Source organism: Chimaeribacter sp. YP20170169, assembly GCF_056739715.1.
In genome coordinates this window covers 1,496,064-1,510,162 of the sequence record NZ_CP176824.1, presented here as the reverse complement: position 1 = coordinate 1,510,162, position 14,099 = coordinate 1,496,064, and the positions used below count along the sequence as shown (strand labels likewise).

Below are 14,099 nucleotides of genomic sequence, written 5' to 3'. Positions count from 1 at the left end.
CCGGCCGTTTTCCATCCCTCTGTGCTGTGACGCCGCTTTTTTGTGGCGGGCGGTTGCATGATAAAACCTGATGGCGTAACACTCCTCTGGTTTCCTCCATAAACCCAGAGGGCACCACCATGAGACTGCAAGGCAAAACGGCATTGATCACCGGCGGCAACAGTGGCATTGGGCTGGCGACCGCCAAACTGTTTGTTGAACAGGGGGCGAAAGTGGCGATTACCGGGCGCAACCCGGAGACGTTGGCACAGGCGGCGGCCGCGCTGGGGCCAGACGCTCTGGCACTGAGCGCCGACGCGCAGGACGCGGATGCACTGGCGCAGGCGCTGGAGACCATCGCCAGCCAGTTTGGCGGGCTGGACATCGTGTTTGCCAACGCCGGTATCGCCGCGCCGACGCCGCTGGGCAGCACCGCGCCAGCCGACTTTGAGACGATCCTGCGAACCAACGTCACCGGGGTGTTCCTGACGGTGCAGGCGGCGCTGCCCCACCTGCGCGACGGCGGCTCCATCATTTTGAATGGCTCGGTGCACACCACGCTGGGGGCACCGGGCTTCAGCGCCTACGCGGCCTCCAAGGGGGCGGTGCGCGCCATGACGCGGGTACTGGCCGCCGAGCTGGCCCCGCGCCGCATCCGCGTCAATCAGGTGACGCCGGGGGCGACGCGCACCCCCATCTGGCCCAGCGAGGCGGAGGCGATGGCGCGGCTGGAGGCGGGCATTGTGGCGCAAACGCCGCTGGCGCGGATGGGCGAGGCGTGGGATCTGGCGCAGGCGGCGCTCTATCTGGCCTCTGATGACGCCGCCTATGTCACGGCGCAGGAGCTGGTGGTGGATGGCGGCCTGACCGGCGCCCCGGCGGGCGCGCCGGGGGCGCGGCAGGGCTAGTCAATGATGACCAAAGGCGTCGGGCTAAGGGCATAGCTGAAGGCGTCAAGGATGTCCGCCGCAATCACCCGCTGGGTAGAGAGCGGCGGCAGGTCATCCGGCGCGAACAGCCCGACCTCCAGCGTCTCGCCGCTGGCGCGGTAGGGGGTGGCATCCACGCGGCGGCAGAGGAAAAACAGCTTGTAGTAGTCGAGGATATCCTGGGTGTAGGGGTGCTTCGCCTTGTGGCGGATGCCGTAGAGCGACTGCACCTCCACCGTCACCCCCGCCTCCTCGCGCACCTCTTTCACCACGTTCTCCCGTGGCGACAGCCCCACCTCAGCGAAGCCGCCCGGCAGCGTCCACAGCCCATCCAGCCGCTCGCGCACCAGCACAATTTTGCCCTGTTCAATGATCGCCGCACGCACATCCACCTTGGGCGTCGTGTAGCCGCGCCCGCTGTCGGCGTAGATGCCCTCAATGCGATTGATCGGCACATCGGTGATCTCCGCCAGCATGGTGCGGGCGATCTCCGCGATCTCCTGATAGCGCTCGCGGTCAAACTCATCACGGCAGTAGTGCAACCCAGTGGAGGCGATGGCGTGCAGCTTCTTGGCTTGGCGCAACCAATTATTTTCATGGGAAACAGTCATGGCATACTCCTTATGGCGAGGGAAAGCCCTGATAACAGCATGGAACCCCTACTGGCTCAAATGCTTTTTTTTCCACCTGCCCCTCCACCCCCGCCTTTCGCATAAACAGAACTCATGCGATGCGCCGCTTCGCCGGGCAGCGGCAAATCGGGCTGCTACGCTTTCCCGAGGAGCCGTGCAACCCAGGATTTCTCCCTGCTACCCCGTGAGGCGTCGTCATGGCCGATCCCATCATCAGCGACATCTTTAAGTTTGTGGCAGTGCGCCCAGCCGACCTGATCACCCCGCCGCGCAGCGCCCGGCACTTTATTGACGATGCCCGCACCCACACCGACGAGGGGCAGCGCCATTTAAAGGTGCTGGCGCGCACGCTCGCCTCACCGCAGAGGGCGCGGGAGTTCCTGCAACAGGCCGATTGGGCGGCGCTAGTGCCGCTGGAGGAGGGGCGCGACCGGCTGCTGGCCGACTACCGGGCGCAACCAGCCAGCGACCCACTGCCCAGTTTCGAGCAGGCCGGCGGCGCGGAGGAGCTGCTGGGCGGCCAGAAGCCGGAGATGCTCGCCGGGCAAGCCTTTGACCTGCTCTATGCCGCCTGGCTGGCTGGCGCGGACACCGGCCGCCAGATGGCGACGCCCACCGCCGCGCTGCAACTGCTGCACTTTTTGCAGCGCTATCAGGCGCAACAACTGCCGGACGTGCAGGCGGCGCGGGAGGCGCTGCTGGCGCGGCCGCTGATCTACGCGGGGCTGCATGAGTTCATCACCCCACCGCCGCCGCCCCGCCCACCGAACCGTCGCCGCTGTCACAGGAGAAAACACGGCTGCGCCCGCTGTTTGAGGAGTACGCCGCCACCCGCCGCCTGCTGGCCGCCACGCGCACCGAGATCCCGCGCAAACCGCTGGCCGCGCAGCAAACGGGACAGGGCGCCAGCCAGCAGCTGCTGCTCTCCAATCTGGTGCGTTTCGGCGAGGCAATGGCCGAGCAGCCGCCGACGGCGACGCGCGCCCTGCTTGGCAAGCTGTCGCTCAACGATGAGAGCAGCCTGCCGCAGGCCAACCGGGTGCTGCAACAGCACCTCACCGGCCTGACCCAGCAGGTGCTCGCCAATCAGGGACAGGCGGTGCGCGAGTTGGTGGGCGAGTATGGCTTCACCGAGATCGGCACGCTGATCCCCGGCCTTAAGCCGCCGATAGTCGAGTTCCCGGCGCAGGAGACGGCGGCGGACGTTGATATGTCCGGCCGGTTGCGGCCGCTGGGCATCGGCGATCTGATTGTGGTGAAGCAGCAGCTGGTGGCCTACCAGCCCGGCGAGGTGGCGCACATTGAGAACGTGTTGCAGGGCGAGTTCCGCGAACGCAGCCATCGGATGCTGGATCGCAGCGAAACCATTCTGTTCCAGTCCGAGGAGGACAATCAGGAGGCGGAGCGCGACACCCAATCCACCGACCGCTTTGAGCTGAAAAAGGAGGCGGAGAAGAGTCTCAACGAAGAGATGAACGTCAGCGCCGGGGTGACGGTCAGCAGCGGCTTTGGGCCGGTGAAGATCACCGCCAAGGGCGATTTCGCCTACAAGACGGCCAGTGAGGAGTCCAACAAAAACAGCAGCACCTTCGCCCATGAGGTGGTGGATCGCGCCATCAGCAAGGTGCAGAAGCGGGTGAAAAGCGAACGCACCGACAAGACCTTCCATGAGGTGGAGGAGATCAACAAGCACGGCATCGACAACAAGGCGGGCGACGGCAATATCACCGGCGTCTACCGCTGGGTAGACAAGAAGTACCATGCCCAGCTCTACAACTACGGCAAGCGGCTGATGCTGGAGTTCATCGTGCCGGAACCGGCTGCCTACTACCGCGCCTCGCAGCAGAAACGGGCGATTGCCGGGCTATCGCCGCCCACGCCGTTCCGCGATCTGGCGGGCAACGAGCTAACGCCAGCGGACATCACCGAGGACAACTACCACATCTTCGCTGGCCGCTACAGCGCCAGCGTCGAGCCACCGCCGCCGGTGTGGGCCTACGTCTCCGCCACGCTGGAACAGAGCGGCATTGTCGATGGCGTCACGCTCTCCAAATCCTCCAAGGAGCTGATCGTGCCGGATGGCTATGTGTTGCAGATGTTCACCGTGCAGGGCGCGCTGCTGTGGCACAATTTTCCCCAATTCACCTTCCAGCTGGGCGAGTGGAGCTGGCACTGGCTGGACAACAGCCACGCCATGCGCAGCGCGCAGGCCACCAGCGGCTTCGTGCCGGTCGATTTCCTGAACCTGACCGATGAGCCACTGGCACCCAAGGGCACGTTGGTGATCAGCATCGCTGGCTATGATGTGAATGCTTATGCAATTAACGTCGCGGCCAACTGCCTGCGCACCCCGGCCAAATACCAGACATGGCAGGCCACCGCCTTCGACAAGATCCGCACTGCCTGGCAGGCGTTGCAGACCGCCTACGAGCAGAAGGTGGCACAGGCGGAGGCGCAGGCTGCCGCCGTGGTGATTGAGGGGCGTAACCCGGCCGCCAACCGCGAGATTGAGAAAGGGGAGCTGAAAAAACTCTGCATCACTATGCTCACCGGCCAGCACTATAACCAGTTCAACGCCATGACCCGCCCCACTGACATCCCCGCCCAGTTGCCGGAGCTGAAACCACTGGAGGCGCTGGCTGAGGGGCGCTACATCCAGTTCTTTGAGCAGGCGTTTGAGTGGACGCAGATGACCTACCTCTTCTACCCCTACTTCTGGGCGCGCAAGGCCAACTGGCTCGCGTTGAGCAACCTCACCGATAACGACCCGCTGTTCGCCCACTTCCTGCAATCTGGCGCGGCGCGGGTGGTGGTGCCGGTGCCGCTGGAGTACAGCGAAGCGGTGCTCTACTTCCTGCAAAAAAACCTGCCGGGCCAGACGGTGGAGGGCAAGCTGTGGGGCGGCGGCCAACCGCCAACGCTGGATGAACCGGAGTTCAAATCCATCGCCTATGAGATCCGCCTCCAGACCGATGACCTTTCCGGCGCAACGCCGCTGGAGCCGAAGGCCGCCCACAGCTGGGATTTCACCCTGCCCACCACGCTGGTGTGGCTGCAATCGGACAGCAGCCTGCCCACCTACCCGGTGACGCTGTAAGGAGCGCGGCATGAGCGAGATCCCAGATGACGGGCGCAATCTGGACGGCCCGGCCTTTGATGCCCTGTGCGGCGGGTTCGCCAAACCGGTGCCACGCGGCTCGTCGGTGCCGACCATTGCCCAGGCCTACGCCAGCGCCCTCTACCGCGAGAATTTGCGGCAGCGCTACACCATTAGCGAGGTCTTTTTTGAAACCGAGTACCAGTGGGTCGGCACCGGCGACCCGCTGCTGGATCTGGCGCTTAAGCATATCGTCCCGGAGATGCGCAACTACTATGCGCGCACCAAGGCCAACCGCGAGAAGATCGCCAAATCTGCCGCGCCCGGCGACCTGAAACAGGGCAACCCGCTGCGGCCGGATGTGCTGGGGCTGGCGTTGGACGTGCCACGGCGCACCATCGTCTGCGAACTGCTGGAGATCACCACCTTCAAAGAGGCGGAGAAGTGCATCAAGGAGGATCTGCAGCCCAAGCTCGCCATTTTGCGCGGGCCGGTGAAGACCCTGCTGGAGGAGACGCTGCTGCGCAAAAACCAGCTTGGCGCCTTCCCGAGGACTTTTCAGGCCGATGGCTCGCCGTGGATCATCCCGCCGCCGCTGATTATCGTGCCGCTGTTCCCGCAGGCTGGCAGCGCCACCGCCGCCACCCGCTACCGCTGGATCTGCTTTGGCAGCACCTACCAGTACCGGCCGATGCCCTTCTTTGGCGCGGTCAACGAGCCACCAGAGATGCCAGCACGCGGCCTGATCCTCTACACCTACCATGAGGCATCGATCGAGGGGGCCAAGGTGCCCTCTGAGGTGTTCATCAAGATGCGGCAGTGGCTGGAGCAGCGCAAGCGCGCCTATGCCCGGCTGGAGTTGCTGCCGGTGCAGGAGTATACCCAGTACTGGCAGCAGAACCGCAGTGACCTGAAGCAGCTGCTCGGCTATCTGGCGGCGGGGGTCGCGATGGTGGCGGTGGTGGCGCTGGCGATCTATCTGGCGCCGCTGATTGCTGGCTCCGCCGCCGCACTGCTCAGTGAACTGGCGGTGGCCGCCAGCGCCGAGGCGATGATCGCCCAAGGTACGGCGGTGGCCGCCGCGCTCTCCACCTTCCTGCCGCAGATCATGCGCACCGCCCAGACCGCGGTGGGCAGTGCCGCCAACCTCGGCGGCCTGACCCTGTCACCGGGCTTTTGACGGCGCATAAAACAGAACGGGCGGCCAGTTGGCCGCCCGTTCGGGAGAGTGCACGTCCGATTAGCTGGGAAGGTGCTGCTCTTCGTGCGCCTGCTTCTCAGCATTGATCTCATGCGCGCGTTTACGCAGGCCAGCCCAGCCCACCGCCATCAGGATACCGATGATCGGCAGGGTCGCCACGGTGTAGGTGCCGTTCGGGTAGTCGAACGCCATCAGCACCAGCACGCCCAGCAGGAACGCCAGCGTCAGCCAGGAGGTAAAAGGCGCGCCCGGCATCTTGAAGGAGACATCCTCGACGTGGCCCTTCTTCACTTCACTGCGGAAGCGCATCTGGCAGACGATGATGAAGCCCCAAGAGCTAAGGATGCCCAGCGACGCCACGTTCAGCACGATCTCAAACACCTGCGTCGGCACGTAGTAGTTGAGCACCACGCCCACCACATAGACACAGGCGGTGATCAGGATGCCGACGTACGGCACCTGCTGGCTGCTCATCTTCGACATGATCTTCGGTGCGGAGCCACCCTGCGACAGCGAGCGCAGGATACGCCCGGTGGAGTAGAGGCCGGAGTTGAGGCTGGAGAGCGCCGCAGTCAGTACCACGATGTTCATCACACTGCCGATGTAAGGCACGCCCAGCTTGCTGAAGAAGGTGACGAACGGGCTTTGGCCCGCCTGATAGGCGTTCCACGGCAGCAGGCAGACCAGCAGCACGATGGAGCCGACGTAGAACAGCGCGATACGCCAGATAACACTGTTGATCGCCTTCGGCAGCACACTCTTCGGATCCTTGGTTTCGCCAGCGGCGGTGCCGACCAGCTCCACAGCGGCGAAGGCGAACACCACGCCCTGAACCAGCACCAGCGCGGGCAGCAGGCCATGCGGGAACAGCCCGCCATTGTCCGAGATCAAATGCAGGCCGGTGGTGTTGCCATCCAGCGGCTTGCCGGTGCCGAGGAAGATGGTGCCGACAATCAGGAACAGCGCAATCGCCGCCACCTTGATCAGCGCGAACCAGAACTCCATCTCGGCGAACCACTTCACGCCAACCATGTTCATGGTGACCACAATCGCCAGCGCGCCCAGCGCGAACATCCACTGCGGCACATCGGCAAACGCGCCCCAGTAGTGCATGTAGAGCGCCACGGCGGTGATGTCCACGATGCCGGTCATCGCCCAGTTGAGGAAGTACATCCAGCCCGCGACAAACGAGGCTTTCTCACCCAAAAACTCACGGGCGTAGGAGACGAAGCTGCCGCTGGTCGGGCGGTGCATCACCAGCTCACCCAACGCGCGCAGAATGAAGAAGGAGAACAGCCCACAAACTGCGTAGACCAGCGCCAGTGACGGCCCGGCCATCTGCAAGCGTGCGCCAGCACCCAAAAACAGCCCGGTGCCGATGGAGCCGCCAATGGCGATCATCTGTACCTGCCGGTTGCCCATGCCCTTGTGGTAGCCGTCCTCGTGAGATTCCAGCCAGCGGCGCTTGGCGGCATGGCGCGTACTCTCGGATTTCTTATGTGCTTTCATTGATATCCTAATTTCCTGTCTGCCAGCGCTCTCCCCTGCCAGGCAACCGTTTGCCAATGACAGGTGGGCAAGCGCCCGATCTCTACTCTTTTGTTGTGTTGCCGTCGCGATGACGCGGTAATACGGCGGTGAATCCTACCTGTTCTCGCGGTGAGAGGCAAAAAATCCTCATTCATAAATCGTGATTATTTATGTGATGCCACATATTCATATAATTAGAGTTGCAAGTACGGGAGAAGTGCGGGAAGCCTTCCGCACTTTGTCTGGCAAAACAGGGACTTTGTGCCATGCTTAGAGATAAGCATAACAAGCGTCGGGCCGTGCCAGACGCAGACCAAGGAGAGCACCCGATGAAAAAGATGACCATTGCTGCGCTATTGGCCCTGATGACCCTGCCGGCATTTGCCGAAGATAATGGCGGCTTTAAGGCCGAAGGCACTGCCCCGCCGCAGGAGAAGCATGATAGCGGCCTGCGTGGCACCGAGGATGCGCGTGGCGCGACCATTGAGCTGGCGCGCACCATGCACGAGGACGCGTGGGTGACGCTGGAGGGCTACATCACCAAGGAGTCCGGCACCAACCAGTACCACTTCCGCGACAAGACCGGCACCATCAACATCCAGGTTGATGAGAAGCGCTGGAACGGCGACGAAGTGACGCCAGAGGATCTGGTGATGATCAGTGGCCGGGTGAAACACAAAGGCAACAGCACGATGGTAGCCGTGGAGCACCTGGAGAAGCAGTAACCTGCCTGACCGGGGGGCGTCCGCCCCCCAAGTTGCTGGCTAGCGGAACACGCTCAGCGCCTGCCCCAACCTTGATACCTGCTGCTTCATCCGCGCCGAGGAGATCGCGCTCTCCTGCACCTGCTGCGCGTTCTGCTGGGTGATGCGCTCCAGCTCCTTCACTGCCCGGCCCACTTCATCCAGCCCGGTGCCCTGCTCCGCCGTCGCGGCGCTGATGCGCGCGATAAGTGCGGTGACGTTGCTCACCTGGCTGACGATATCTTCCATGGTGTCACCGGCGTCATTCACCTGGCGCGAGCCTGACTGCACCTTGCCGACGCTGGCGTCAATCAGCGTCTTAATCTCGCTGGCGGCGGTGGCGCTGCGCTGCGCCAGATTGCGCACCTCGCCAGCCACCACGGCAAAGCCCTTGCCCTGCTCGCCAGCGCGCGCCGCCTCGACTGCCGCGTTGAGCGCCAGAATGTTGGTCTGGAAGGCGATACTGTCAATTACGCCGGTGATGGTGCCGATCTTCTTCGAACTCTCGGCAATCTCCTCCATCATGCGCACGATCTCGCTCATCGAGTCACCGCCCCGCTCCGCCGCAGCGCTGGCCGAACTGGAGAGCTGGTTGGCCTCGCCAGCGGTGGCCGTGTTGCTGCGCACCGTGGCGGTCATCTGGTGCATGGTGGCGGAGGTCTGCTCGACGTTGGCGGCGGTCTGGTCGGTGCGGCGGCTTAGCTCCTCATTGCCCTCGGCCAGCACATCGCTGGCGTGGCGCACCGTCTGCACCTGATGGCTGACATCATCCACCAGCCAGCGGAACATCACGCCAAGCTGGCCAATGGCGCGCAGCGTCATGCCAATCTCATCCACCCGATCCAGATGATCCACGCGGTAGTTCGCACCGGTCGCCACGTCAATCGCCTGCTGGCACACCCGCGCCATCGGCCGGGCGATCTGTGCCTCCAGCCAGGCGCTCACCAGCGCCAGCAGCAGTGCCATCACCCCGGCAAAGCCGAGCAGCCCGACGCCGCCCAGCCCCAGCGCCCCGGCACCCAGCAGGCTCAACGGCCAGAGCGCCAGCAGCGGCGAGCGGATGCGCCAGCGCAGCGGCATCACCTTCAGGACGGAGCGCCAGCGGCCAAGGCCGGTGACCAGCATCACGCCCTTGTGCATCCGCCGGTTTTTTAGCGTGCCCTCGCGCATTGCTTGGTAGCGTGCGTCGGCCTCGTGCACCTCCTCTGGCGTCGGCTTGATGCGCACCGACATGTAGCCCAGCAACCGGCCATTGCGGATCACCGGATTGACGTTGGCGCGCACCCAATAGTGATCGCCACACTTGCGGCGGTTCTTCACCAGCCCGGTCCACGGCTCGCCCTGTTGCAGCGTCGCCCACATGTCAGCAAACGCCTCCGGCGGCATGTCCGGGTGGCGCACCAGATTGTGCGGCTCGCCGGTCAGCTCCTCGGCCTCAAAACCGCTGATGTTGATAAAGGCATCGTTGGCATAGAGGATCCGACTCTGGGTATCGGTGGTGGACATCAAGGTCGCATCGTCCGGGAAGGGGTAGTCGCGTTGGGTAACGGGCTGGTTATGACGCATGGGAACTCCTGTTCGCTGTGTCGGGGCAGTGGCCCCGATTCCGTCAAAAATAAACAACCTGTTTTCGGCAGCGGCCAGTAAAACTTTAGGGCGGGCAGGCGGCGATAAAAAAGGGAGCCAGCGGCTCCCTCTCTCTATCAGCCCTGCGTGTTGGGCAGCGCGTAAGCCATGATGGCATCGCCGGGTTCGGTGCCGAGGCCGCCGTGGCCGCCAGCGGCAATCACCACGTACTGGCGGCCATCCTTGCCACGGTAGGTCATCGGCGTGGCCTGCCCACCGGCTGGCAGGCGCGTCTCCCACAGCACCTTGCCGCTCGCCTCATCAAAGGCGCGCAGGTAGTTGTCTGCCGTCGCCCCCATGAAGATCAGCCCACTGCCAGTGACGATGTTGCCGCCCATCGAGAAGATGCCGGTCGGCAGCGGCGCGTTGGTGTGGGTGCCGAAGACGTTCATGTCGCGGGTGGTGCCGACCGGGCGCTCCCAGGCGATCTGGCGCGTCTTCAGGTCGATCGCCACCAGCTTGCCCCACGGCGGCGCGCTGCATGGCGCGCGCAGCGCGGTCAGCCACGGCTTGACCACTGCCGTATAGGGGGTGCCGTACTGCGGGCCGACGGCAAACTCCTTCGGCTTCGGATAGGGCTGCTTGCTCTGCCAGCCGGCCCACGGTTTCATCAGCCCCTGCTTGATCGCCTCTTCGCTGTGCATCAGCTCCATGGTGAACGGGATGTAGCTGGTGTTGGCGATCAGCAGGTGGTGCACCGGATCAATCGACGCGCCATACCAGTCCAGCACGCCATCAAAAGCCGGATAGGCGATGCTGGTGCCAAGCGCTGGCGGGGTGTACTGCCCCTGATAGCGGTAGCTGCGGAACTGCACGCGGCAGATCAGCTGGTCAATCGGCGTCGCGCCCCACATGTCACGCTCGGTGATATCCGGCGGTGCCAGCGAAGGCATCCCGGTTGAGTAGGGCTGGGTGGTGGAGAGGCGCTCACCCGGCAGCGACGGCGAGGTCGGCACCGGTTTCTCCTCCACCTTCGCCAGCGGCTTGCCGGTGCGGCGATCCAGCATAAACAGCTGGCCCATCTTGGTGGTCTGCACCAGTGCCGGAATGGTCTGGCCATCCGGGCCGGGCAGGTCAACCAGCGATGGCCCAATCGGCACGTCGAAGTCCCAGACGTCATGGTGCACGGTCTGGAAGTGCCAGCGCTCCTGCCCGCTGTCAACGTCCAGCGCCACCAGCGAACTGGAGTAGCGGTCGTCGAACGGCCGACGGTTCGCGCCATAGTAGTCCGGCGTGGCGTTGCCGAGCGGGATGTAGATCAGCCCCAGCGCCGGGTCGGCGGTGTAGGTGCCCCAGCCGTTCGGCGTGCCGCGCGTATACTCTTCGCCCGGCTGCAACGGCGCGGTCGGGTTCTGCTTGCCGAGATCCCAGGCCCACGCCAGTTTGCCGCTGCGCGGATCGTAGGCGCGCACCACGCCTGACGGCTCGCCCTGCGCCTGATTGTCATAGATCCAGCCGCCCAGCACGATGCGGTCATGCATCACCATCGGCTGCGAGGTAATGAAGTGGAAGCCCGGTGGCACCGGCCCCATCTGGTCGGTCAGGCTGACGTAGCCCTGCTGGCCGAAGGAGGCGCAGGGCTTGCCGCTGTCGGCATCCAGCGCCACCAGACGCGCGTCGCTGGTGGTGGTGAGGATGCGGCGCGGGCAGTCGCCCGGCTGCGGCGCGCCACTGGCCGGGGCGCTGGCCGCTGGCGTGGCGTAATAGGCTACGCCACGGCAGGCCAGATAGGAGTTGGCCTGGGTATCGGCGTGCGGATTGAAGCGCCACAGCTCCTTGCCGCTGGTGTCATCGAGCGCGATCACCTCACGGTGCGGCGTACAGATATAGAGGCGGTCGCCGACGTGGATCGGCGTCACCTCATCATTGAACTCGCGCCCGGCGCTGGCCTCGCCCTCGCGCGGCAGGTCGCCGGTGTGGAACGCCCACGCCGGTTGCAGTTTGCTGACGTTAGCGGGCGTGATCTGCGCCAGCGGCGAGTAGCGATCGCCGGCCGGCGTACGGCCATAGTAACGCCACTCGCTCTCCCCCGGCGCGTCGCTGGCGGGCGGCGGCGTCAGGGTGAGCGATTCCGGGTGCACGAAGCGGGTGTCACTGATGTGCCAGCCGCCCCAGAAGATGCCTGCGACCACCAGCAGGTAGACCGCCGCACTGCCCCACGCCTGCCCACGGCCGCCCTGTAGCGGGCGGGTAACCCACGGCATACAGCACCAGAGGCCGAGCAGCGCCGGGGCGAACAGCCGCGGCATCAGCCGCCAGCCATCCAGCCCCACCTCAGAGATCGCCCACACGATGCTGGCGACAAACACCAGCAGGTAGAGCCACAGCCCGGCGCGGCGGCGGCGCACCACCAGCACGCCGCTGGCGATGAGCGCCAGCCCGGCAATCACGTAGTACCAGGTGCCGCCCAGCCAGGCGAGCCAGCCGCCGGGCAGCAGGTACGCCAAGCCAAGCAGGGTAATGACCGCCCCGGTGAGGGCAGGCAAGGTAAACCATCTGCGAAACATAGCTCCATCCCTTATGGTGTATCCCGCCGGTCATGGCCGGCGGGTTATTGTTTACTTCTCTTTGTGCGGCAACACTTCATTGATTAACTGGCGGGCGGTGTCCGCGATCACCTGCCCTGCCCCCCGGTCACCCTTGATCAGCGACGAGGTGAAGGATTTCGCCTGCTGCAGCGTGATGTGCGGCGGCAGCGGCGCGATTTCCGGGTCGGTTTTCACCTCCAGCACCACCGGGCGGTCGGAGCTGAGCGCCTCGGCCCACGCGGGCTGGAGCGACTCCGGCTCATCGACAAAGATGCCCTTCAGGCCGAGCAGGTTGGCGAACTGGGCGTAGGGCACATCCGGCAGTGACTGGCTGGCCGGGTAACGCGGGTTGCCCTCCATCACCCGCTGCTCCCAGGTGACCTGATTAAGATCCTGGTTGTTGAACACGCAGATGATCAGGCAGGGGTTGGCCCAGCGACGCCAGTACTTCTGGATGGTGATCAGCTCCGCCATGTTGTTCATCTGCATCGCGCCATCGCCCACCAGCGCCACCACCGGGCGATCCGGGTGGGCGAACTTGGCGGCGATGGCATAGGGCACGGCCGCGCCCATCGACGCCAGCCCACCGGAGAGCGAGGCGCGCTGCCCGGCCTTCACCTGATAGTCCCGCGCGAACCAGTTGGCGCAGGAGCCGGAGTCCGAGGTGACAATGGCGTTGTTCGGCAGCAGCGGCGACATCTCCCACACCACGCGCTGCGGGTTGACCGGCTTGGCCTCGGCCATCGCACGATCCTTGAGCGTCTCGCGCCACGCCTCCATCTGCTTGGTCAGGCCATCCTGCCAGCGGCGATCCTGCTTGTGCTTCAGCAGCGGCAGCAGCGCGCGCAGGGTGGCGGCCGCGTCGCCGTGCAGGTTGACATCGACCGGGTAGCGCAGGCCGAGCATTCCTGGATCAATGTCAATCTGCACCGCACGCGCCTGCCCATCCTTCGGCAGGAACTCGCCCCACGGGAAGCCGGTGCCGATCATCAGCAGGGTGTCGCACTCCGCCATCATGTCAGAGGAGGGCTTGGTGCCGAGCAGGCCGATAGAGCCGGTGACGAACGGCAGGTCATCCGGCAGCACATCCTTGCCGAGCAGCGCCTTCGCCACCCCGGCACCGAGCGCCTCCGCCGTCATGATCACCTCATCCGCCGCTCCGCGCGCGCCCGCGCCGATCAGCATGGCTACCTTGCGCCCCTCGTTGAGCAGATCCGCCGCCTGTTGCAGGTCAATCTGGTGCGGCACCACATCCGGGCGACGGTAGCCCGCGCCGGATCGGGTAAAGCCGTGCGCCTGTTTTGGCTCCTCCCACGGCTCATCCTGCACATCCTTCGGCAGCACCAGCGCGGTGACGCCATTGCCCGCCACGGCGATGCGCACGCCACGGTCTATCAGATGGCGCACCTGCGCCGGGGCCGCCGCCTCCTGCACGAAGTCCGCCACGTCCATGAACATGCGGTCGAGGTTGATCTCCTGCTGGTAGTGCGCGCCGCGCGCCGTGCTCTCCGCCTGCCCGATGATCGCCAGCACCGGCACGTGGTCCTGCTTGGCGTCATACAGCCCGGTGATCATATGGGTCGCGCCCGGCCCGCCGGTGGAGAGGCAGACGCCCAGCTCGCCGGTGAACTTGGCGTGGGCAGTCGCCATAAAGGCGGCCATCTCCTCATGCCGCACCTGAATGAACTCGATCCCCTCCCCCTTTTTCTCGGCACGCTGCAATGCCCCCAGCACGCCATTGATGCCATCGCCGGGGTAACCATAGATACGCGTCACACCCCACGCCTTCAGCCGCTCCACAATAAAATCGCTTGTCAGTTTCGCCATCGTCGCT

10 protein-coding genes are annotated in these 14,099 nt (G+C 64.9%); 5 read left to right on the top strand and 5 right to left on the bottom strand.

What is annotated here, in order from left to right:
• Positions 1-119 precede the first annotated feature (119 nt).
• Complete coding sequence (locus ACK3SD_RS06665) at positions 120-887, top strand: SDR family NAD(P)-dependent oxidoreductase (protein WP_481127199.1); 768 nt, start codon at positions 120-122, stop codon at positions 885-887.
• Here ACK3SD_RS06665 and ACK3SD_RS06660 read toward each other — a convergent pair.
• Positions 884-1,519, bottom strand: coding sequence for an NUDIX hydrolase (locus ACK3SD_RS06660; protein ID WP_481127198.1), 636 nt, complete (start codon positions 1,517-1,519; stop codon positions 884-886). The two genes, ACK3SD_RS06665 and ACK3SD_RS06660, sit on opposite strands and share 4 nt — an antisense overlap.
• Positions 1,520-1,737: 218 nt before the next feature.
• Here ACK3SD_RS06660 and ACK3SD_RS06655 point away from each other — a divergent pair, with 218 nt between their 5' ends.
• The 3 genes from ACK3SD_RS06655 to ACK3SD_RS06645 are packed head-to-tail and all read left to right on the top strand — an operon-like array spanning position 1,738 to position 5,817.
• Entirely contained in the window at positions 1,738-2,607 is an 870-nt protein-coding gene (locus ACK3SD_RS06655; protein ID WP_481127197.1) for a hypothetical protein, read from the top strand.
• Positions 2,493-4,637, top strand: coding sequence for a hypothetical protein (locus tag ACK3SD_RS06650; protein ID WP_481127196.1), 2,145 nt, complete (start codon positions 2,493-2,495; stop codon positions 4,635-4,637). Before ACK3SD_RS06655 ends, ACK3SD_RS06650 begins: the two co-directional genes overlap by 115 nt.
• 10 nt (positions 4,638-4,647) lie before the next feature.
• Complete coding sequence (locus ACK3SD_RS06645) at positions 4,648-5,817, top strand: hypothetical protein (RefSeq protein ID WP_481127195.1); 1,170 nt, start codon at positions 4,648-4,650, stop codon at positions 5,815-5,817.
• A 60-nt stretch (positions 5,818-5,877) separates the two neighbouring features.
• Here ACK3SD_RS06645 and ansP read toward each other — a convergent pair whose 3' ends face one another.
• Positions 5,878-7,347: an L-asparagine permease gene (ansP, locus tag ACK3SD_RS06640; protein WP_481127194.1), complete on the bottom strand. Its 1,470-nt coding sequence runs from the start codon at positions 7,345-7,347 to the stop codon at positions 5,878-5,880.
• 350 nt (positions 7,348-7,697) lie between these two features.
• Between ansP and ACK3SD_RS06635 the strand changes: the two genes are divergently transcribed.
• The gene (locus ACK3SD_RS06635; RefSeq protein WP_168195820.1) at positions 7,698-8,093 is read left to right on the top strand and encodes a YgiW/YdeI family stress tolerance OB fold protein; all 396 of its coding nucleotides are present in this window, start codon (positions 7,698-7,700) and stop codon (positions 8,091-8,093) included.
• Positions 8,094-8,132: 39 nt separating this feature from the next.
• On the opposite strand, the gene ACK3SD_RS06630 is transcribed toward ACK3SD_RS06635, so the two are convergent.
• From ACK3SD_RS06630 to ACK3SD_RS06620, 3 genes are all read right to left on the bottom strand, one after another.
• Positions 8,133-9,677: a methyl-accepting chemotaxis protein gene (locus tag ACK3SD_RS06630; RefSeq protein WP_481127193.1), complete on the bottom strand. Its 1,545-nt coding sequence runs from the start codon at positions 9,675-9,677 to the stop codon at positions 8,133-8,135.
• Positions 9,678-9,814: 137 nt separating this feature from the next.
• A complete protein-coding gene (locus ACK3SD_RS06625; protein WP_481127192.1) occupies positions 9,815-12,244 on the bottom strand; it encodes a membrane-bound PQQ-dependent dehydrogenase, glucose/quinate/shikimate family in 2,430 nt (809 codons plus the stop codon).
• Positions 12,245-12,295: 51 nt separating this feature from the next.
• Positions 12,296-14,092 (bottom strand): thiamine pyrophosphate-requiring protein, encoded by a 1,797-nt coding sequence (locus ACK3SD_RS06620; RefSeq protein WP_481127191.1) that lies wholly within the window; start codon positions 14,090-14,092, stop codon positions 12,296-12,298.
• Positions 14,093-14,099 lie beyond the last annotated feature (7 nt).